This is a genomic window from Hydrogenoanaerobacterium saccharovorans, from assembly GCF_016901815.1.
Lineage (GTDB): Bacteria > Bacillota > Clostridia > Oscillospirales > Ruminococcaceae > Avimicrobium > Avimicrobium caecorum.
This window is the reverse complement of the sequence record NZ_JACSNR010000007.1, coordinates 137,163-158,303: the sequence shown is the minus strand read 5'-3', so window position 1 is coordinate 158,303 and position 21,141 is coordinate 137,163. Positions and strand designations below refer to the sequence as shown.

The 21,141-nt window shown below is 54.7% G+C and carries 20 protein-coding genes and 1 tRNA gene; 14 read left to right on the top strand and 7 right to left on the bottom strand.

Annotated features, from left to right (window positions below):
* Positions 1 to 81: 81 nt before the first annotated feature.
* The gene (gene cas3, locus H9X81_RS08295) at positions 82 to 2,226 is read right to left on the bottom strand and encodes a CRISPR-associated helicase Cas3' (RefSeq protein WP_204721196.1); all 2,145 of its coding nucleotides are present in this window, start codon (positions 2,224 to 2,226) and stop codon (positions 82 to 84) included.
* Positions 2,227 to 2,798: 572 nt separating this feature from the next.
* Here cas3 and H9X81_RS08290 point away from each other — a divergent pair.
* On the top strand, positions 2,799 to 3,953 hold the full coding sequence (locus H9X81_RS08290; protein ID WP_204721194.1) for a tyrosine-type recombinase/integrase: 1,155 nt from the start codon (positions 2,799 to 2,801) through the stop codon (positions 3,951 to 3,953).
* Between the two features lie 58 nt (positions 3,954 to 4,011).
* Here the strand turns inward: H9X81_RS08290 and H9X81_RS08285 are convergent, their stop codons facing one another.
* Complete coding sequence (locus H9X81_RS08285) at positions 4,012 to 4,188, bottom strand: TraY domain-containing protein (protein ID WP_204721192.1); 177 nt, start codon at positions 4,186 to 4,188, stop codon at positions 4,012 to 4,014.
* A 120-nt stretch (positions 4,189 to 4,308) separates the two neighbouring features.
* On the opposite strand from H9X81_RS08285, the gene H9X81_RS08280 reads away from it, so the two are divergent.
* On the top strand, positions 4,309 to 4,647 hold the full coding sequence (locus H9X81_RS08280) for an SLOG family protein (RefSeq protein WP_243424087.1): 339 nt from the start codon (positions 4,309 to 4,311) through the stop codon (positions 4,645 to 4,647).
* A 165-nt stretch (positions 4,648 to 4,812) separates the two neighbouring features.
* On the opposite strand, the gene H9X81_RS08275 is transcribed toward H9X81_RS08280, so the two are convergent.
* A tRNA-Thr gene (locus H9X81_RS08275) sits at positions 4,813 to 4,888 on the bottom strand.
* Between the two features lie 158 nt (positions 4,889 to 5,046).
* On the opposite strand from H9X81_RS08275, the gene H9X81_RS08270 reads away from it, so the two are divergent.
* Positions 5,047 to 5,781 (top strand): YebC/PmpR family DNA-binding transcriptional regulator, encoded by a 735-nt coding sequence (locus H9X81_RS08270; protein WP_177503753.1) that lies wholly within the window; start codon positions 5,047 to 5,049, stop codon positions 5,779 to 5,781.
* 41 nt (positions 5,782 to 5,822) lie between these two features.
* The gene (locus tag H9X81_RS08265) at positions 5,823 to 6,083 is read left to right on the top strand and encodes a YdbC family protein (RefSeq protein WP_191392457.1); all 261 of its coding nucleotides are present in this window, start codon (positions 5,823 to 5,825) and stop codon (positions 6,081 to 6,083) included.
* A gap of 88 nt (positions 6,084 to 6,171) precedes the next feature.
* On the opposite strand, the gene nth is transcribed toward H9X81_RS08265, so the two are convergent.
* Together nth and H9X81_RS08255 are read right to left on the bottom strand one after the other, a co-directional pair.
* The gene (nth, locus tag H9X81_RS08260) at positions 6,172 to 6,828 is read right to left on the bottom strand and encodes an endonuclease III (RefSeq protein ID WP_204721190.1); all 657 of its coding nucleotides are present in this window, start codon (positions 6,826 to 6,828) and stop codon (positions 6,172 to 6,174) included.
* Between the two features lie 130 nt (positions 6,829 to 6,958).
* Positions 6,959 to 7,297, bottom strand: coding sequence for a winged helix-turn-helix transcriptional regulator (locus H9X81_RS08255; RefSeq protein WP_177503760.1), 339 nt, complete (start codon positions 7,295 to 7,297; stop codon positions 6,959 to 6,961).
* A 122-nt stretch (positions 7,298 to 7,419) separates the two neighbouring features.
* Between H9X81_RS08255 and H9X81_RS08250 the strand changes: the two genes are divergently transcribed.
* From H9X81_RS08250 to recQ, 3 genes are all read left to right on the top strand, one after another.
* Positions 7,420 to 7,986, top strand: coding sequence for a flavin reductase family protein (locus H9X81_RS08250; protein WP_204721188.1), 567 nt, complete (start codon positions 7,420 to 7,422; stop codon positions 7,984 to 7,986).
* A gap of 310 nt (positions 7,987 to 8,296) precedes the next feature.
* Positions 8,297 to 9,829, top strand: coding sequence for a hypothetical protein (locus H9X81_RS08245; protein ID WP_191392459.1), 1,533 nt, complete (start codon positions 8,297 to 8,299; stop codon positions 9,827 to 9,829).
* A 67-nt stretch (positions 9,830 to 9,896) separates the two neighbouring features.
* Positions 9,897 to 11,720: a DNA helicase RecQ gene (gene recQ, locus H9X81_RS08240; protein WP_204721186.1), complete on the top strand. Its 1,824-nt coding sequence runs from the start codon at positions 9,897 to 9,899 to the stop codon at positions 11,718 to 11,720.
* A 169-nt stretch (positions 11,721 to 11,889) separates the two neighbouring features.
* Here the strand turns inward: recQ and H9X81_RS08235 are convergent, their stop codons facing one another.
* Together H9X81_RS08235 and H9X81_RS08230 are read right to left on the bottom strand one after the other, a co-directional pair.
* Positions 11,890 to 14,709 (bottom strand): N-acetylmuramoyl-L-alanine amidase, encoded by a 2,820-nt coding sequence (locus tag H9X81_RS08235; RefSeq protein WP_204721184.1) that lies wholly within the window; start codon positions 14,707 to 14,709, stop codon positions 11,890 to 11,892.
* 76 nt (positions 14,710 to 14,785) lie between these two features.
* Entirely contained in the window at positions 14,786 to 15,976 is a 1,191-nt protein-coding gene (locus H9X81_RS08230; RefSeq protein ID WP_204721182.1) for a nucleoside recognition domain-containing protein, read from the bottom strand.
* 82 nt (positions 15,977 to 16,058) lie between these two features.
* Here H9X81_RS08230 and H9X81_RS08225 point away from each other — a divergent pair, with 82 nt between their 5' ends.
* The 7 genes from H9X81_RS08225 to recO all read left to right on the top strand — a co-directional run bounded on the left by H9X81_RS08225 (position 16,059) and on the right by recO (position 21,110).
* The gene (locus H9X81_RS08225) at positions 16,059 to 16,361 is read left to right on the top strand and encodes a YabP/YqfC family sporulation protein (protein ID WP_191392463.1); all 303 of its coding nucleotides are present in this window, start codon (positions 16,059 to 16,061) and stop codon (positions 16,359 to 16,361) included.
* A gap of 3 nt (positions 16,362 to 16,364) precedes the next feature.
* On the top strand, positions 16,365 to 17,546 hold the full coding sequence (locus H9X81_RS08220; RefSeq protein ID WP_204721180.1) for a sporulation protein YqfD: 1,182 nt from the start codon (positions 16,365 to 16,367) through the stop codon (positions 17,544 to 17,546).
* Positions 17,547 to 17,710: 164 nt separating this feature from the next.
* Positions 17,711 to 18,673 (top strand): PhoH family protein, encoded by a 963-nt coding sequence (locus H9X81_RS08215; protein WP_177502340.1) that lies wholly within the window; start codon positions 17,711 to 17,713, stop codon positions 18,671 to 18,673.
* A gap of 42 nt (positions 18,674 to 18,715) precedes the next feature.
* Positions 18,716 to 19,219, top strand: coding sequence for an rRNA maturation RNase YbeY (ybeY, locus tag H9X81_RS08210; RefSeq protein WP_177502339.1), 504 nt, complete (start codon positions 18,716 to 18,718; stop codon positions 19,217 to 19,219).
* Positions 19,220 to 19,237: 18 nt separating this feature from the next.
* A complete protein-coding gene (gene era / locus H9X81_RS08205; RefSeq protein ID WP_177502338.1) occupies positions 19,238 to 20,122 on the top strand; it encodes a GTPase Era in 885 nt (294 codons plus the stop codon).
* A gap of 90 nt (positions 20,123 to 20,212) precedes the next feature.
* Positions 20,213 to 20,401: a hypothetical protein gene (locus tag H9X81_RS08200; protein WP_191392467.1), complete on the top strand. Its 189-nt coding sequence runs from the start codon at positions 20,213 to 20,215 to the stop codon at positions 20,399 to 20,401.
* On the top strand, positions 20,355 to 21,110 hold the full coding sequence (gene recO / locus H9X81_RS08195; RefSeq protein WP_204721178.1) for a DNA repair protein RecO: 756 nt from the start codon (positions 20,355 to 20,357) through the stop codon (positions 21,108 to 21,110). The genes H9X81_RS08200 and recO overlap by 47 nt, the downstream gene beginning before the upstream one ends.
* Positions 21,111 to 21,141: the final 31 nt, after the last annotated feature.

The window sequence follows — 21,141 nt, the reverse complement described above, 5'->3', positions numbered from 1 at the left end:
TGTGTGGGTTGAAATATTGAGTTAGAAAGGTTTTTGCAAAAAGTATAGTGGGGAAGCATATATGCTTCCCCACTATTTTTATCAAACAAACAATGCCTTGCCATTATCCGCTTCCAGAGACAGACCGGTTTCAGTGGAGTAGAGATCCGAATTCAGCAGGATTGCTGCACCATTCTCCAATATTTCCAGATCACCGGCGTTCTCCAGGGCTGTGAAATGCTGTTCATAGACGGATACGCCGTATTGACCCAGTTTCCGGAACAGTTTTTGACTGATATTTCCGGACCGCAGTTCCTCTACAAGCTCTGCGCCTTTTCCCAGAGGGATGTAGATTGTTCTGGTCGGGGAATCAATCAGATGAAAACGCTCAGCAACTGTGCGAAAAGGGAAAAATCCATTTTGAAGAAGGTACAGAATCTGTTCTTTATCCAGAGCCTCTTTTCCCTTTAAATCCAGCAGCTGGCTGAAATACTCATGAACGGCTGCCTGAGAAGCGATGTCCTCATAGTGGTTCATCACCTGTTTTCCAATACCAATGGCAGTAGAAAAGAGCGGCGGTGCCTTGTCTTCTCCCTCAAAGATGAAAACATTGCTTTCTTCAGCAGATTTTTTCCCCTCCCGGTTGCATCGGCCTGCAGCTTGCAAAATGGAGTCCAGACCGGATAGTTCGCGGAATACCATTGGGAAATCCACATCCACGCCTGCCTCTATAAGAGAGGTGGATACTACCCTGCAGGGAAGTCCTTGATTCAGACGCTCACGAATTTCATTGAGCTGCTGTCTGCGATGATCCGGATACATCAGGGTGGACAGGTGAAAGTTTCCGTTTCCTTTTAACTGCTGGTATACTTTCTGGGCTGATTTTCGTGTATTTACAATGCAAAGAGCCTGGCGCTGGGAATTCATTTGGGTGGCAAGGTCTTCCCATGTAAGGCTGCCCAGACGGCGAAAGCTCACCCGGCGGAATGCCTCCTGCGAATATGTGCCAGGGGGACAGAGTTCCCGGATCGGGCTGCCGGGCAGAAATTCCTGAAAGATCGATTCCAAAGCAGGCTGGGTTGCGGTACAAAGAAGAGCGGATACCTTATAATTCTTTACTAACTGGGAAATAGCCCAGACACAAGGACGCAGATAGGGAATAGGCAGCATCTGCGCTTCATCAAAAATTACAACGCTGTCAGCGATGTTGTGAAGTTTGCGGCACTGGGAAGAGCGACAGGAATATAGTGATTCAAAAAACTGTACAGCTGTGGTTACTATCACAGGCATGTCCCAGTTTTCCGTAGCTTTGGCCAGCCGAATTGTTTGAGGATTTGCCTCTTCTTCCAGATCATAGGTAAGATTGGAGTGATGCTCCAACACTGCTTCTTCCCCCAATACCTCCCGAAACTTCTGTGCGGTTTGTTCAATGATGGAGGTGTAGGGGATTACATAGATGATACGCCTTAATCCGTATTTTCGGGCATGTGCAATCGCGAAGGCAAGAGAGGTAATGGTTTTCCCACCGCCGGTAGGAACAGTGAGAGAAAACAATCCGGGAGACTGAATTTCTCCTGACTGCACACACTGTTCCAGAATCTTACAGCGCTGTTCGTTAAGATATCCCTTTGGTGGAAACCAACCGGACAGATAATTCTGCAGCCGGTTCAATAATTGAACCATGGAGGGAGTGTTGGGCATCCGTTTCTGCCCATCCATAAAAGCTTCAGTATCCAGGAAATCGGCATCTACAAGACAGGAGTAGAGCATTCTTGTAAAAAATACCCATTCCGGACCTGGCTGTTTGAGAAAGCTTGGAATTTGGGCTTCTGGAAGAGAGAGTTCTTGTTTCCAGCTTTCATAAGGCTCCAGCAGACCACGTTCTTTGCGTTTGAGGCGGCCATATAATGTAGCGCAGTCCAGTGTATCGGTGCGGCTTCCTCCATCCGGTAAACCACTGTGATGTCCGGCTACTGCAAAAGCAGCGAATGGCTGCCTTAATTTCCAACACTCTGCAGCTCCTGCTGTGGAGTGGTCGACCTGGATCGACTCTCCCCGCAGGCGTTTTTGAAAAGATGAAGAGTATTTCCCGATATCGTGAGCCAAAGCAGCCAGCTCTGCCTGCCCTTCTGCACCAAATGATGATGCAAAAGATCTGGCCAGACAGGCGGTTCCATTCAGATGATCCAAAAGAACCTGAATTTGCCCGCTGGAGGAAATATGTGCCCAATAAGGAGAATCATTCATGAGTTCAAACTCCTTTCACCACAGCAATAACAAAATATAGCATCTAAATTATACCATGGAAAAGTCAATTTGTATTTTCTGTTTTAATTCTTTCCGATTTTGTACATAAATGCAAATAGTCACAGCTGAGAGTGAGAAAGATTTTTTGAGGGTAAGGAGGCAGAAAAACATATCCCTTCACTGTTTCACCTGTGTGAGAATTTCGCGGATTGGAAAGAATTTTTCGGCCCGCAACGCAGACCGGAAATAGCGGTTTGTGAGACCTTCACTTTCGAAAATGTCGGGGGTCAGATATGGCATCATGGGGTCTATGCGGGCATCAGATCTGACATCACAGTCAGTAGGAATGCCGGTTTTAAGCCATTTTCGCGGGGGTCAAAGGTGGCGTCCACAGGCTTTTTGCCGATTTTGAGCCGGTTCCGAAAATGAATACACAAATGATAATAATCTGATAACTCTGCCCCTGTGGTCTGGATATTCTTCCCCCTTGCTGGTATGTTGTGTGATTGACAGGGGGTGATGGGTAGACCATCAAAATCTGCGCCGCATAAACAAAGAAAGGAGGTTTTTGAATGGCGAAGAAACGAGCCAACGGCGAGGGGAGCATCCGCAAGCGTTCAGACGGACGGTGGGAAGGACGGTACACCGCAGGTTACGACCCGGAGACCGGAAAGCGAATCACGAAAAATGTGTTGGGCAAAACCCAGGCAGAGGTAAAGGAGAAACTGGCTAAGGCCATTGAGGAAAGCAAGAAACTGGACATTGTCCGGTCAGACGAGTACACCGTAGCAGAATGGCTTCGGCTCTGGTATGAACTCTATGCCAAGCCCAATATCCGACCTACAACCGCAGACAACTATCACCGCGGGATTGAATCACATGTCATTCCCAGGATCGGAGAAATCAAGCTGAAGAAGCTTACCAGCCGGGACATACAAAAGATGTATAAAGACTTGCAGGAGAACGGAAGGCTTCGGAAATCCCAAAAGCGCGAGAAGCCAGGGCTTAGCAACAGCACAGTTCGTGGCATCCACATGATGCTCCACAATGCCCTGGATCGTGCGGTCAAGGAGCGGTTGATCCTGCGCAACCCCACTGAGGACTGCATCATTCCCAAGATTCAGAAGCAGGAGATGAAGATTCTGCATCCAGAGGATATGAAAGCCTACCTGGAAGCAGCAGATAAAAGAGGAGTCCTGCCCATGTTCTACCTGGAGCTGGTGACGGGGATTCGCAAGGGAGAATTGACTGCCCTGCTTTGGTCCGACCTGGACGAAGAAAGACGCACCGTCTCAGTGAGTAAACAGGCAGTGGAGGACAGGAACCGGAATGTCACCATCAGCCGTCCCAAGACAGAGAACTCAGTGCGGAAGATTTCGATCCCCCAGTCGGCTGTGGAGCTGCTTCGTCAGGAGCATAAAAATCACCCGGATAACCCCTGGATGTTCCCCTCGCCCAGGACAGGAGAGATGTATCACCCGGACTCCATCGCCAAACTCCATGAGAAGATTCTGAGAGACACAGGTCTGGAGCACATCCGGTTCCACGACCTCCGGCACACCTTCGCTACCATGGCATTACAGAATGGAGTGGATGTGAAGACAGTGTCCAGTATGCTGGGGCACTATGACGCAGGATTCACGCTGCGCACCTACACCCACGCCACCCGGCAGATGCAGGAACAGGCAGCGGAGAAGATGGGAAACTTTATGGAACGAGTGATGTAAAGAAAAAGCACCCGAGAGAAAACCTCTCCGGTGCTTTTATAAATTATTTCATACAAAATCAGTTATTTTCAATTTCAATTGTGCCGAACTCACTTTCGTATTCGGCAACACGCTTCTTCAGGTATTGCTCAATCTCCTTATTTGCAGAGCGCCCTTCGGATTCTGCAATATAGCGGAATTTCTGGAACAGAACACGGTCAACACGCAGAGTATATCTCAAAAGCTTATCAGTCATTTGTACGCCTCACTACCATCATAATAGCATTATTATGACTTAATTATAGTGGTATTATTGCGTCAAAACAGAAATGGTGGTAATATGACATAAAAATGACGCATAGTTTTTTGAGGTGGAATGATGAAAGTAGCAGTAATAGGGTCAAGAAACCTGACCATTCAGAACCTGGAAGAATATCTGCTCCAGGATGTGACTGAGATCGTATCTGGTGGGGCGAAGGGGATTGACAGCTGTGCCAGAGAGTATGCTCAACGGGAAGGACTAAAGCTGACCGAATTCCTGCCGGACTATCCGCGGTATGGACGCAGCGCACCGCTGCGGCGAAATTTAGAGATCATCCGTTATGCGGACGAGGTAATTGCCTTCTGGGACGGGCAGTCCCACGGTACCCGATTTGTCATTGAGGAGTGCAGAAAGCAGGGTAAGAAAGTAACTGTTTACCGGCAGCAGCCATAGAATCACAAACGAAAATCCCCGGAGAGTTGGTTTCGCCTGCTCTCCGGGGATTTCTAATCGTTTCGGGATATTTCCGCTTGTGGGTCAGGGTGTGAGTCAGGGCCCGACAGCACCCACATCGAGATAGAAAAAATCCCCGTAAACAAGCCGTTTACGGGGATTTTTTGGAGCTAGTGACGCGACTTGAACGCGCGACCTGCTGATTACGAATCAGCTGCACTACCGACTGTGCTACACTAGCATAAAATTGCCCTCAAATTATAGCATTTCACAGCTGTAAAGTCAATGATTTCCGCATGGACTGGGGGTTAAATGGAGGCTTGCCCTTGAATTGACAATGGATTTGTGATAAGCTATTAAGGGATTTTTTTCACTTTATCATATAGAAAGGTTGAGACCATGTCAGGACATTCGAAATGGAATAATATCAAGCGCAAGAAGGAAAAGACTGATGGTCAGCGTGCCAAGATCTTTACAAAGCTGGGCCGCGAGATGGCAGTTGCGATCAAGGAGGGAGGTCCTGACCCGAACAGCAATGGTAAGCTGCGTGAGATCATTGCCAAGGCCAAGGCAAACAATGTTCCCAATGATAACATTGACCGTGCCATCAAAAAGGCAGTGGCAGACAGCGATAAGAGCGATTTCTTTGAGATCACCTATGAAGGTTATGGCCTGGGCGGCATTGCTGTTATGGTAGAGGCCCTGACCGATAACCGCAACCGTACTGCTGCAGATGTGCGTCATTACTTTGATAAGTTCGGCAGCGGCCTGGGTCAGAGCGGCTGTGTATCCTTCATGTTTGAGCATAAGGGCGTCATGGTAATCGAAGATGAGGACCTCACTGAGGAAAAGCTGATGGACGATTGTCTGGAAGCAGGCGCGGAAGATTTCAGCTATACCGATGGTGCTGCTGAAATCACTACCAGTCCGGAAGATTTTGATGCAGTCCGTGATGCACTGATGGCAAAGGGTTATACTTTTGTATCGGCTGAGCTGGAATATGTACCTTCCACCACAGTCAAGCTGACCGATGAGGAATCCATCACCAAGATGCAGAAGCTGCTGGAAATGCTGGAAGATAACGATGATGTCCAGAATGTATGGCATAACTGGGATATGCCGGATGAGGACTGATTTTTCCCTCTTTTATATAAGTAGAGAAAGGCGGCTGTGCTATGGCTGAAATCAAATATGAGATTGTCCAGGAGATCTGTGTGCTGTCCGAAAGTGCCAGAGGCTGGACCAAGGAACTCAATCTGGTGAGCTGGAATGACCGGGAACCCAAGTTCGATATCCGTGAATGGGCTCCGGAGCATTCCCGTATGGGTAAGGGTGTTACCCTGAGCAAGGAAGAAATGCAGATGATTCTGGATACAATGGCAAACTTCGACGAAAATGCTGATGAAATGCCCATTGAACCCATGGACGAGTTCTGATTGGAACACAATATGCAATAAAAAGATCCGGGCTGCCGCAGACAGGTGACCCGGATCTTTTTTCATATGACAGTTTGGTTCAGATGGCTCAGTCGGAAGGGCGGGGGGACTTATGTGTGTCCGCATAATGCTTGCAGGCGGCGGAAATGGGACATTCCTCACAGCGGGGCGCTCGGGCTTTGCAGTATTCCCGACCGAACAGTACGGTGCGGTGGCAGAAGTCATTGGATTCCTCCGGAGGAAGCAGCTTGCGCAGCTGATCTTCCACCTTTGCCGGATCTTTTCCGGTGGTGAGCCCCAGCAGGTTGGTAATGCGGATGCAGTGGGTGTCGCATACGATGGCGGGCTTGTGGTAGATGTCGCCCACAATCAGGTTGGCAGTTTTCCGGCCTACACCCGGCAGCTTGGTCAGCTCTTCCACAGTGTCAGGCAGAACGCCGTCATACTGGTCCAGCAGCATCTGGGACATGGCGATGATATCCTTGGCTTTGGTGTGATAGAATCCGCAGGGACGCACCATCTCCTCCAGTTCAGCAAGATCCGCCGATGCGAAATCCTCCAGGCTCTGGTACTTCTGATACAGATCCTTGGTTACAATATTGACCCGGGCATCGGTGCACTGGGCAGCCAGCCGGGTGGAAATCAGCAGCTCATGGGGCTTTTCATAGTCCAGCGAACAGATCGCGTCAGGATATACCTGCTTGAGCAGTTCAATAGCCAGCAGTGCGCGTTCTTTTTTTGTCATAGGATCACCACTCCTGTCGAATCAGTCTGGGTTCAGTATACCATAATTCGTATGGAATGTATAGGGAGCAAAATCAGGGAAGCCCTTATCCAGCTCACAGACTTCACTCAGTCCGGAAAAGGGGAGGGAATCAGGTTTCGGGTCGGTTGTTCTCGCCCCAGACACACAGCTGATCCAGTACCGCCATCAGGGATTTGCCCCGCTCACTCAGAGTGTACTCCACTTTGGGAGGAATCTGGGGGTATTCGGTTCGGACAATCAGCGCATCCGCTTCCAGTTCTTTCAGATTGGTGCTGAGGGTCTTGTCGGATATATTTTTCAGGTACCGTTTCAGCTCATTGAACCGGACAACCTGAAATTCCATCAGGCAGTAGAGGATCACCATCTTGTGTTTGCCGGAGATCAGCGACAGCGTATAGTGGAATCCGGTATCCTCAAAGTTGGCATTTTCGATGTAATTGCGGATCATAATACTTTCCTCACAGATAGCACCTGTCTTAATTGACAGTACTTGAATTTCATTCTCATACAGCTATAATTATAGGCAAGGACCTAGGAACCTGTCAATTCATTTTGTGAGGAGAAGATGCTATGAGAACCAAACTGAACATCACAGAAGGTATTTTTCCCATGCCGGTCCTGATGGTGGCAACCTATAATGAGGATGGCAGCGTCAATGTCATGAATGCTGCATGGGGAACGATGCAGGAACGGGATACCGTAGTCCTGAATCTGACCGAAAGCCATAAAACTGTGAAGAACATCAAGGCCCGGGGTGCATTTACTGTGAGCATTGCAGATGCCGCACATCTGGTGGAAGCGGATTACTTTGGCGTAGAATCCGGCAATCGGGTTCCGGATAAGTTTGCCCGGAGCGGTCTGACTGCCGCTAAGGCGGAACTGGTGGATGCGCCGGTGATCCAGGAGTTCCCGATCTGCCTGGAATGCGAGTTCATTGAGTACCAGGACGGTAAATATGGATGCGGCGTCGTTGGCAAGGTCGTGAATGTCACAGCGGACGAAAAAGTCATGACGGATGGCAGAATCGATATGTCCAAGGTCAATGCCATTGCCTTTGATCCCTATACCCATGGCTATTACAGAGTGACCGAACGGGTGGGCGAAGCCTTCCAGGATGGTCTGAAGCTGAAGAAATAAGCCTGGTTCAGAATCGGGAGTCCTCCTCTTTCGGGGAGGGCTCTTTTTGTATCGTGGGGCAGGGAAGTCCTGGAAAGACCCTGTGCCGGCAGGGCAGAAGGCAGGGAAATTTATTACAATTTGTAGCAGGCAGTACTTGTGCAGATTGGATATTCCAAAGGGGAGTCAGTAGAAATTTTCTCAACAATTTTATGTGCTATGTAGAAAAGAAGTGGGTGTTGTTTGTGATTTGTTGACAATTTGTGAACGACTGACTATGATATAGATATACGAACAGTACACTCAAGAGAAAATGTGAGGTGCGGTCTTTTTGGATAAAATTATCGAAACCTATGATACCACACTGCGTTTTGCAACCTTTGAAGGCAGTGAAGGCATCAAGCTGGAAGAGCGTCTGGCGATCATACGGATGCTGGACAGCATGGGCATTACTTATATCGATATCGGAACTCCGGAGAACAGTGAGGAATATGACCGTTTCCTCAAACAGGCTTTGGAACTGCAGCTGGAGAGCGCGGTTCTGACGCCGTTTATCCGGGCCAAAGACTGCGGACGGCGGATCGGTATGGAACCGGCGGTACTGAAGATCCTGGAAATGGACGCCCAGACAGTCTGCGTGGAAGGAGAATGCTCGGAATATGTGATCCGGGACGAGGGCAAGATGCGCCTGGAGGAAAACCTCTGGCAGATCTCCCAGGTGATCTCCTGGTTCCGTTCCCGGGGCAAGGCAGTGATTTTCAACGCACACAATTTCTTTGATTCCCTTTCTTCGTCCTCGGCTTACACCCGGGAAGTCATCAAAACGGCTTCTTCTGCCGGTGCGGACCGGATTGTCCTCTGCGACAGCAGCGGTTATGCCCTGTTCCATGACATCACTGCGGGCATTGATGTAGCCCGGATGCAGCATACCCGCCGGATCGGCATCCAGTGTGCCAATTCCTCTGGCTGTGCCGATTCCAATGCCGTTGTGGCTGCCAAGAGCGGCGTCATGCATATCCAGGGCAGTTTCCTGGGGACAGGCCCCAATGGCAATATCAGCCTGGCAGTAACCATCGCCAATCTGCAGATCAATATGGGATACAGCTGTATTCCCTATATGAAGCTCAACCGTCTGACCCATGCGGCAGAGTATATTGCCGATCAGATGGATGTGAGCGTACCGCCTGCCATGCCTTATGTGGGACGCCTGGCCTTTGCCGAGGAAATCCCCATGATTCCCAACTCCCGGTCTGCCAATATGGTGCATCCGGAAGTGGTGGGCAACAGCCGCCGGATGAACCTGATGACCAGCTATGCCCTGACTGTGCTGATCGAGCGGATGAACAAGATGGGGTACAAGGTCACCCGGGATCTGATCACTTCGCTGGATATCTGGAAGGAGTATCACCGGGGTTATGCCACGGAGGTTTCCATTGCCCTGCAGATCCTGCGGGGACTGGGAAAGGTCAACAGCGTCTTTACCATTCAGGATGTAAAGGTGCTCACCGAGCGGATCGCCGGTACCGATTATGACCGCACCCATGTGATGATGGAATCCACCCTGGGCGGCGAAAAGCGTCTGAGCTCCGGTGTGGGCACAGATATTGTGGAGGCATTCTGGGAAGCGGTGCAGGACGCTGTTTCGGATAAGATCAAGAATGCCCGGAACATCAAAATCAACAGCATCCGGGGACGGGCTATGAGCCGCAGCGAGTTCAGTGCGATCCTGGATGTCACCAATGGCGAGCGGGCCTGGAGCGTATCGGCAGTGGAGCCGACCGAACTGCGCTGTCTGTGCAGCATGGCCTGCGATGTAATCGACTATCATCTGCTGATGATGGGATTCTATCGGGAAAAGAAATAGGACTGGATACGGACAGACGGGGAAGCCTGGCTTTTCCGTCTGTCTTTTTCTGTGATGGGAGAAAAAGATGGAGAAACTTGCGGCACTCAAGCAATATTTCGGACACAGTGCCTTTCGTCCGGGGCAGGAGACCATGGTGGACGCCCTGCTTTCGGGACGGGATGCCTTTGGCGTCATGCCCACCGGCGCCGGCAAATCGGTCTGCTATCAGCTGCCGGCTCTGCTGCTTCCGGGGGTGACACTGGTGATCTCACCGCTGATCTCCCTGATGAAGGATCAGGTCACGGCGCTGGAACAGGCAGGACTTCCGGCGGCATTCCTCAACTCCTCCCAGACCACCGCCGCACAGCGGGAAGTGCTCCGGGGGCTGAAGGCCGGAGCCTATAAGCTGCTCTATGTGGCGCCGGAACGGCTCACGGCGGACAGTTTTCTGGATATGATCCATGAGCTGGAACTGTCGCTGATCGTAGTGGATGAGGCGCACTGCGTATCCCAGTGGGGACAGGATTTCCGGCCCGGCTACCTGGACATCGCCGGGTTTATCCGCACCTTGGACCGCCGCCCGCCGGTGGGGGCTTTTACCGCCACTGCCACCGAACAGGTGCGGCAGGATATTGTGCGGCTGCTGGAACTCCGGCATCCGGCGGAGGTCATCACCGGGTTTGACCGCCCCAATCTGTTCTTCGAGGTGCGCCAGCCCCGGAGCAAGGATGCCTGTCTGCTGGAACTGCTGGAAAAGCGCCGGGATCAGAGCGGGATTGTCTACTGTTCCACCCGCAAAAATGTGGAGCGGGTCCAGGAGCTGCTGGTGCACAATGGATTTGCCGCAGCCCGCTATCATGCGGGGCTTACTGATGAGGAGCGCCACCGCAGTCAGGAGGACTTTCTCTACGACCGGGTGCGGATCATGGCCGCGACCAACGCCTTTGGCATGGGGATCGACAAATCCAATGTGAACTATGTGATTCATTACAATATGCCCCGGGATCTGGAGAGCTATTATCAGGAGGCCGGGCGGGCCGGACGGGATGGCTCGCCGGCAGACTGCATTCTGCTCTATGCGCCGGGAGATGTGAACACAGCACGGTTCATGATCGAGAACTCCCAGGAAAACGAAAAGCTGACTCCGGAGGAACAGAAGCGGATCACAGCCCGGGATTTCCAACGGCTTAACCGGATGGTGGGATACTGCCGCACCGGAGGCTGTCTGCGGGCCTATCTGCTGCGGTATTTCGGGGAGAAGGCGCCGGATCAGTGCGGCAACTGCGGCAGCTGCCTGGGAGAAACTGTGGAGGAGGACATCACGGTGCAGGCACAGAAGATCCTCTCCTGTGTAGTGCGGGCGGAAAAACTGCTGGGCTATTCCCTGGGGCGGAGCAGCTATATCCAGATTCTGCGGGGGAGCGAGGAGAAACGCCTGCTGGAAAAGGGGCTGGATCAGCTCAGTACCTATGGAATCCTTCAGGAGCCAGCCGCCCGGCTGCAGGACTACTTTGCGGCGCTGGAGAGCCAGGGATACCTGGAGGCACGGCAGGAGCATTCCACCGTCACTACCACGCCATTGGCACGGAAGGTGCTGTTCCAGGGTCAGACAGTGCGGATGCGTACCCGCCATATTCCCGAGGAGCGCCTGGCTGCCCACAAGATGCAGGAGTTCGGCCCGGTGGACGAGGCACTGTTCCAGAGCCTGCGCCGTGTGCGGATGGCTGAGGCCCGGAAGGCTGGCGTCCCGGCTTATGCCATTTTCAGCGATGCCACCCTGCGGGCGATGGCAGCAGCCAGACCCCGCACCGAAGCGGAGTTTCTGGCAATCCCGGGCGTGGGAGAGGTAAAACTCCGGCGGTTCGGCAGTCTGTTCCTGGAGGAGATCCGCAAAAGCGCAGAAAAGTAACAGAGCAAGAAAGGCGGGGGGAATTGAACCCCCGTCCTTTTTTATCAGCCAGGGCCATGACGCATTTTTGCATTTCCAAGCCGTGGTGGGTTTGCAGTAAGCATCATACAAAGCAAAAAACAGCGGGCTGTCCGAAAGGACAGTCCGCTGTTCTGCGTCAATGGGAGTATCAGGACAGCACATCCAGAATCGACTTGGTGAAGCTGGCTGCTGTGCGGAAGATGGTCTCCGGCTGGATCAGATCTTCATACTCGGCGGGATTGACAATATAGCCGATCTCGGTGAGTACAGCCGGGCAATAGGTCATCTTGGTCACTACATAGTAGGACTGGAAATCGCCCCGGTTGGTGCGTCCGGTGGAAGCACTGATGCTGGCTGCGATGTCCGCTGCCAGAGCTTCGGAATGGTCGGTGAAGTAGTATACTTCCAGGCCGGTGACATTGTTTGCGTCCGCGGTGGCGTCCACACTGTTGTGATGCATGGAAATGAAGACATCCGCGTCGGCTTCCTTGGCAATCTTCATCCGGTCGAAGAGCACCAGCTTTTCCTCCTGGTCATCCAGCTGATCGGGGTAGAGGGTCAGGGTCACATCAGCGCCCAGGCCTTCCAGGATCTGTTCGGTTGCCACGGCATAGGCCATATTGATCTCATCTTCGGTGGAACCATAGCCGTATGCGGCACCCAGCGAACCGGGATCATAGCCGCCGTGTCCGGGGTCGATGACAATGGAGATGCCTTCCAGCGGCTTGTCGGACGAGGCAGAGATCTGCGGCTTCTGCTTGCAGTAGAGCACCAGATCCTCACCGTCGTAGGTGACATCGTAGCCCCAGAAGGTTACGCCGTCCTTGGGGGTCACTGTGAGCTGGACAATGCCGTCCGAGGTCATAGTGGAGGCCAGGGTGAACTTGCTGCCGTCCGCTGTGGGCAGGGCGCCGTCCTCGATGTTGTAGAGATCCAGCACCAGTTTGTTGTCGGCAAAATCGGCATGCCAGAGAGTTCCGGCAGCGCCGGGGATTACGAATTCATCGCCCTTATCCACCTTTACAGTATCGGTTGTGCCGATGGTGGTATCAATGGAGAGATCCTTGCCTTCCAGCAGGGTGACAGTTTCCTTGCGGATCGCACCGCCCGACTGCAGGTAGAAGTGAGTGGTCGAGCTCTTGGAGAGGTCCACATAGTCCTGGGAGCCTTCAATCAGAGTGGTGAGGAAGTTGCCGGCATTCTCAGACGAGTCATCCACAGTGACGCCGGACATATAGTCAGTCACCTGCATGATGAGCTGGGCATTCTCACCCACGGCATACAGTTCGCCGCTGGAGGTATAGGTGGTGGTTGTGCCGCCGTATACCAGAGTGTAGGTTACATTGCCCATATTCTTGACTTCGTTGGAGTCGATGGGGGCATCAAAGATCAGATCAGCGGTGTAGGTGGCGGCGATGCCGTTCTTGGCAGTGGCTACGGCCTGCTTGAGCTGTACCTGCTGGCCCAGCACGCTGGCATAGACGGTGCTGCCGGACGGTGCCACACAGCTGATGGTGAGTTCCTCGCCCACCCGGGCTGCCGAGATGGCAGAGGGGTACATCGATGTCTGGGTGATCCGGGAGATGGTGGAATCCCCGGTGGAGGTGGGCTCCGGACGGGTGATGGTGATGGTGACGCTCTCATCTCCCTGGGTGAATACGAATTCATTCTCACCGTAGGAGAGGCTTACCAGCTGTCCGTACAGACCGTTCTTGGTGGTGCGGGTCACTTCGGAGTCGTTGAGGTAGAGAGGCTGATCGGGGTCGGAGATCACGCTGATGAAGTACTTGGCAGAGGAGGTGGTGAAGGTGTCGCTCTGCAGAGTGCTGCCGAAGCCGGGCTCAACGGTGAGCTCGTAGGGGCAGATGTCGTAATTCGAATCGTACAGGGAGTTCATCAGATCCATCAGATAGTACTTGGAGCTGCGCAGGGCGGAATAGCCCTCAATGGCAGTGCCGCGGATGGAGTGGCCCCGGTTCTCGTAGATCTGATAGGCGGGCTCATAGGGGTCGGCATAGAGTTTGCCGTCCGCGCCGCTGTCCGCCGAGATCAGGTTCATGTTGTGGACTGTGATGAGGTCGCAGCGTCCCTCGGTGGCGGCGCTGACATCGTTCAGAAGCTGGGTATAGTCACCGCTGACGGTGGTTCCCTGCAGGTCTGCCAGCAGGAAGTCGGGAGCATAGCCCTCTTCACTGAAGGCGTTCAGCGCATTGTTGCCGCTCTCCAGCCCCTGGGGGGTGATCTGGGTATAGACGCCGATCTTCTTGCCGGTGCCCAGCTCATCCACAGCTTGGTCAATGGCAGAGAAGACCTTCGCCATAGTCTGGGGATCGGTGCCGTCGTCATTGAGCACCAGACCCGAGATGCCATAGTTGTAGCAGAGTTCCCGGGCGATGTTGGTCAGGGTGGAGATGGAGTCCTTCTTGGAGGTATTCCAGCGCAGGGCGCCATTGCCGTCCTCATAGGAGAGGGAGCTGTCATAGACTGCCGGGTGATCCTCCGAGGCAATGCCCAGACTTTCGGCGATGTAGGTGGTGTTGATGACGGCATAGACCTGGATATTCTGCTTCTTGGCAGCCCGGACAGCCTCATAGACGATGTCCCCGCCGGAGTTCTTGCCCTTTTCATCGAGCATGAGCTCACTGGTGGGCATATAGTCGGAGGTATAGAGCGCACTGCCCTTGGCATCATGCACATCCATGAAAACGGTATTGATTCCGTTTTCCGCCGCATAGGACATGATCTGGTCCAGGCTCTGGGCCACTGTACCGGCATCATAGGGGGACTGGATGATCAGATCCTGTCCGGTGGCATGGATGAACAAGCCCCGGATCTCACCGTCCACTGTGACGGCGGATTCCGCGGGGGAGCTGGGTTTGCGCGGGCCGGTCATACAGCCGGTGAGAGCTGTAAGGACGATCATTGCCGCAGTCAGTGCCGCGGCCAGGCGAAACCGATGGGTCTTCATAATGGAACCTCCTGTATTTTAGCAGTCCGGACAAAATATACCGGTCTGGTACGATATTACTGCATTCTATATAGTATCATATCATTTCACCGACTGTTTTTCCAGTGGAGAAACGGTTTTTTGTCGAAATTCCGTTCATTGCCATAGAAAGCAGGAGGATCGATCCCATCCCGATGAGGGAAAGTCCTCCAATTATGCCAGCAACTGTGGCCTGAGCCACCGGCTGGGTGTACTGCATACCAGCCAGCAGATCTGCCAGGCATCGCTGATAGAGCAGGCTTGCAAGGGCAGCGGCAATGCAGGCCCCGGCGAACCGGGAGAAGAAGAGCAGGCCGAAGCTCATGGGGAGCCGATGGAAGGCAGCTGCCGCCTGACAGATCACCGAGACCCCGCCGAAGGAGAGCAGGAAGGCGGTGAGGACAAAGGCCTGTTCACCGCCCAAAGCCGAAGCGGCAATACAGCCATCGGTCACTTCCAGCAGACCCCGGAGCAGGGCAGTGTAGAACGCTGAGCCGCCGGATACGGGCCACAGCCGTTCCAGCGCGGTCACCAGGCGGGGGAGCAGTCCGGTCTCCCAGAGCAGGCTGCGCAGCCCGGAGAAGGTCACCACAAAGGCACAGATCCCGATCAGGCTCTGGGCGGCGCTGGAAACGCTCTGCACAAAGGCGGTGCCCAGGGGCAGGGGTTCCGCGGGCGGGGCAGGCTCAAAGGTCTCCTTGCCGGTGCAGATGAAGAATCCCACAATGGCGGAGGCTCCCAGATGGGCTGCCAGCAGGCAAAGGCCCGCCTGGACCGAAGAGTAGAGCGCGGCGCCCACTGTGCTGACCACAAAGGCAGGCCCGGCATTGATGCAGAAGCAGAGCATCCGGCGTGCGGTCCGGGGCTGGATGCGTCCCTGTTCCAGCAGCTGGGCGATGGTTCTGGCCCCCACAGGGTAGCCGCCGATCATGCTCATCAGCAGGGCGCTGCCGGCTTCGGGCGGCAAGTGAAAGACCCACCGGCAGACCGGTTCCAGGGGACGGGAGACCCATTCCCCCAGCCGGGTGGTGGAGAGCATCCCCGAAAAGATCAGGAAGGGGAGCAGGGAGGGGATCACCAGGGTGGCACAGGAGGCCAGACCGTCCCGGATGCCCTCGGCGGTCTGGGCCGAGTGGGTGAGCAGTCCGGCGCCGATGAGCAGTACTCCCAGGGCCCCGGCTGCCCGGAGCAGGGGTTGGAACGGTGCCGCGGAAGCCGGGCGGCAGCTTGTATTTTTGGTTGTAGGCATACAGAGTCCCTCCAGTCAGTTGCGTGTCAAGTCATTCTATTCAGCCCCGGGCCATATAATCACACGAAAGGGAGGTGATCCGATGGCAGAAAACAAGGGCCCGGGACGGCTGCACGCCTATCTTGCGTCCTATTCAGGCAGTGAGGAGCCGCTGATGCGTCTGCTGCCGGCAAGGCCGTATATTGAGCTGTCATCCAACGCAAAGATGCTGGTGGAGGGGTGTACCGGGATTCTGGAATATGAGCGGGAGTGCATCCGGCTCACAGCTGGAAAATGGGTGCTGCGCATCACCGGCAGCGGCCTGCAGATCGGCAGCATGAAGGATCAGTGCGCTGTGATCACCGGGGTGATCGCTTCGGTGGAATATCTGAGTTCGGAGGGATAGCAGATGAAAATGGATCAGCTCTACCGCCGGTTCCGGGGGACTGTGCGGTTCACCGCTGAGGGCGGTCACGCGCTGCGGATGCCCGGTCTGCTCGCCGCCGACGGAATCCCGCTCTACGGGGTCACACCCACCGAGCTGGGCTTTGAGGCGGAGATTGCCGCCGAGTACTACCGCAAAGCGGCAAAGGCAGCCCGCCGCACCGGAACCCGGATTCGGCTGCGGGAAAAGCATGGTATCTCCTTCTGGCTGTTTCGGAACCGGAAGCGGCGGGGACTGTTTGCCGGAATCCTGGCGGCGGTGCTGGTGATGGCGTTTCTCAGCCGTTTTCTGTGGGTGGTGCGCATTGACGGCACGCTGGAGCACTACACCGAGGCCCAGCTCCGGGAACAGCTCCGGGAATACGGCCTCCGGGAGGGGACGCTGGTCTCCGAGCTGGACGCCGCCTCCATTGAACAGTCGATGATGATCGCCAATGACGATCTGGCCTTTATAGCGGTGAACCTGCGGGGCAGCACCGCAGAGGTGATTGTCCGTCCCCGCACCCGGATCGAGGAGGAGCCGGGCACCGGCGGACAGCCCGCCAATGTGGTGTCGCTGTATGACGGGGTGGTGCGCAGCATCGAGGTGTATTCCGGCACGCCCCAGGTGAAGGTCGGGGACACGGTCTGTGCCGGGGATCTGCTCATCGGCGCCATCGTGGAGACCACCAACGGGCGCAGTTCGGTCAAGCAGGCGTCCGGACGGGTGATGATCGAACATGAGGAGGATCTGGCAGTGGCAGTGCCGCTCACCGAGCAGATGCTCCTGCCCACCGGGGAGGTGCGCCAGGTGCGCAGTCTGGAGTTCTGCGGCCTGGAGATCCCGCTGGGCCCTGACCCGGTGGGAGAGACCCGCACCGAGACCCGGGAGCACCGGCTCACAGCCTTTGGAACGCCTCTGCCGGTGGTGCTGATTGTACGGGAGCACTCGCTGCTGGAGGAGCAGGAGGTCACCCGCACCGAAGCCGAGGCCGAGGCGCTGGCGGAGCAGCAGCTGGCAGAGCTGGAACAGACTCAGCTGGGGCAGGCTGAGGTGCTGGAACGGGTGCTCACCGGTACAGTGGACGGGAATGTTTTCCTGCTTCGGGGCCATTATCTGGTACTGGAAGATGCGGCATTGGAGCGCCAATTTGAAGTCAATCAATAAAATTGTATCGGGGTAGATTGAAATTTTGGCTATTTGTGTTATGATATAGGAGAAGGCGCAAAACCGGCGCTTCTTTTGTTGTACGGTTTTATAGCCGGGTTCGGGTGTTTCCTGTATGCGGGAAACCGAAGAAATGATCTGAGAAAATAAAGGCAGGCTGTTTCATGATAGAAAAAACGATTGATATAGACCGGATGGAACAGGCGGTTCAGCTTTTCGGCAGCTTTGATGAGAATATCAAGGAGCTGGAAAAGGAATATGGCGTCACCATTCTCAGCCGGGGCACTGACATCAAGGTCTCCGGTGACGCGGAAGGTGTCTACAACGCCTGCAAGGCCATCGATGCACTGCTTTCGCTAGTGGAAAAAGGTGAGGTCATCAATGACCAGCGGGTGCGGTATGTGATGGATCTGGTGCGGGATGGCAGCAGCGAGCAGGTGGCAAAGATTGCCGGCGATGTGATCTGCATCACCGCCAAGGGCCGTCCGCTCAAGCCCAAGACCCTGGGCCAGAAAAAGTATGTGGAGAGCATCCGCACAAACACGGTGACCCTGGGCATTGGTCCGGCGGGTACCGGTAAGACCTATCTGGCGGTGGCAATGGCGGTACAGGCCTTCAAGGCCCATGAGATCAACCGCATCATTCTCACCCGTCCCGCCGTGGAAGCGGGCGAGAAGCTCGGCTTCCTGCCGGGTGATCTGCAGAACAAGGTCGATCCCTACCTGCGTCCGCTCTATGATGCGCTGTTTGATATGCTGGGAGCTGAAACCTTCCAGAAGTACCAGGAGAAGGGGAACATTGAAGTGGCGCCTCTGGCCTATATGCGCGGACGCACCCTGGATGACTCCTTCATCATTCTGGATGAGGCACAGAACACCACGCCGGAGCAGATGAAGATGTTCCTCACCCGTCTGGGCTTCAATTCCAAGGCGGTCATCACCGGCGACATCACCCAGATCGACCTGCCCGATTCCAAGAAGTCGGGTCTGATCGAGGCACAGCGGGTGCTGCGGGAAGTGGAGGACATCGCCATTGTCACCTTCACAGAGAAGGACGTGGTGCGTCACAAGATTGTCCAGGACATCATCAAAGCCTATGAGCGCTATTACAATAAAAACAAGCGGTAAACTGCCGCCTGTGTGGTCAAACGAAAAAGAGGTTCAAATACAATGGGAGTTGTAAAAGTATATATCACCAATCAGCAGAAGGCCGTCAAGATCCCGTCCGGACTGCGGCTCCTGATCCGCAAGTGCTGCCATGCCGTGCTGGAGATGGAGAATTTCGGCAAGCCGGCAGAGGTCAGCGTCACCTTTGTGGACAACAAGGAGATCCAGACCCTGAACCGGGAGTACCGGCAGAAGGATGCCCCCACCGATGTGCTGTCCTTCCCCATGGGTGAAAATGGCGAATATGATCTCAACGAGGATACCGGCGCCTATATTCTGGGCGATGTGGTGATCTCGATGGAAAAGGCTGTGGAGCAGGCAGAGATGTATGGACATTCCCTGAGCCGGGAAGTGGGCTTCCTCACCGTTCATTCCATGCTGCATCTGCTGGGATATGACCATGAGAACGGCGGCATTGAAGCTGTAATCATGCGGGAAAAGGAAGAGACCGTGCTCAGCCGGCTGGGACTGTCCCGGGATGCCAGCTATGTGCCGGAGCAGCAGTAAGGAAAAAGCGAGGGAATTATGCAGACAAAAAGCGGATTTATCGCCATTGTGGGCCGTCCGAATGTGGGCAAATCCAGCCTGATGAATGCGCTGGTGGGCGAGAAGATCGCCATCGTATCGGATAAGCCCCAGACTACCCGCAACCGGATCACCGGAGTCCTCACCCGTGGGGAGACCCAGCTGGTGTTCCTGGATACACCGGGTGTCCACAAATCCCGTACCAAGCTGGGCGACTACATGAACCGTCAGGTCACCAGTTCGGTGGCGGATGTGGATCTGATCGTCTTTGTCACCGAGGCCAACCGTCCTCTCAATGAGGCGGAGAAGAAGCTCATTGCTTCCTTCCGTGGAATGCCGGCGGTGGCGGTGCTCAACAAGATCGACCTGCTGGACGCCCCGGAGGAGATGCTCCGGAAGATCGCCGAGGTAGCGGGTGCCTATGAGTTCGATGAGATCGTACCGGTATCGGTGCTGAAAAATGACGGTCTGGACGGACTTCTGGAGATCCTGCTGCGGTATGCCGAAGAGGGACCGCACTTCTTCGAGGACGATGCCATGACCGATCAGCCCGAGCGGGTGATTGTGGCTGAGATCATCCGGGAGAAGATCCTGCGCAACATGCGGGACGAGATCCCCCACGGCACCGCTGTAACCATCGAGCGGATGCAGGACCGGGGCCGGATCATCGACATTGACGCGGTGATCTACTGTGAGCGGGAGACTCACAAGGGCATGCTCATCGGCAAGAAGGGTGAGATGCTCAAGCGCATCGGTACCCAGGCCCGGGAAGATGCCGAACGGTTCCTGGGCGCCAAGATCAACCTCCAGTGCTGGGTCAAGGTCAAGGAGGACTGGCGCAACCGGGAAGGCCTCATCAAAAACTTCGGCTATGTGGATGAATAAACCAGGGCTCGCCTGAATTTTCCGGCTATATCGGAACGCTTTTCTGCCAAACTGAATCTGTAAGATCAATTTGGCCGGAGGCGAAATAAGATGGATGAGCTGACAGCATGGAAACGGTTTGCTGAAACCGGACGGGTGGAGGATTATCTCCGGTATGCCCGGCAGATGCACGCCGGACCGGCAGCAGAATCGGCTGCGGCGGCGATGTCCGTTTCTCAGGAGACAGATCAGTATGCAGATCACCACAACGGGGATCGTGCTTCGGGAACGGGAACATGATGATGACCGTATTCTCACGATCCTGACAGCGGACCGCGGTGTCATCACCGCCTATGCGAGAGGAGCGAAAAAGCTCCGGGGACGGCTTCTGTCCGGAACCGAGCTGCTTTGCTGCTCTCGTTTTGTGCTGTTCCAGTATCGGGACCGCTATCAGGTGGATTCGGCGGAAACCGAGCAGAATTTCTTCGGCCTGCGCAGTGATGTGGAAAAGCTGTCGCTGGCAGTGTACCTGGCACAGCTCTGTGCCCAGGTGGCGCCGGCAGAGGAGGAGGCCGGGGAATTCCTGCGGCTGATTCTCAACAGCCTCTACCTGCTGGAGAAGGACAAGCGCCCCCAGCGGCTGGTGAAGGCCGTGTTTGAACTGCGGCTGCTTGCCATGGCGGGCTATATGCCCGATCTGGTGGGCTGCAAGGTCTGCGGCTGCTATGAGGCGGAGAGTATGTATTTCCTGCCCCTCACCGGCGACCTCATGTGCAGGGACTGCCTGGGGGATGCCCCGCCGGATGAGATAGTACGCCTGCGCCTGAGCCCCGGCGTACTGGCTGCCATGCGCCATATCCTCTATTCGGAGGCTGGCAAGGTGTTTAACTTTACACTATCGGAGGAGGAGCTGCGGTACCTCGGGGACATCTGTGAGTACTACGCCATTGTCCAGCTGGATACCCGGCTCAGCTCCCTGGATTTTTACAAATCGCTCCTGCTCTCATAGGCAGGGATTTTCTTAGGAAAGGAGTTTTTCT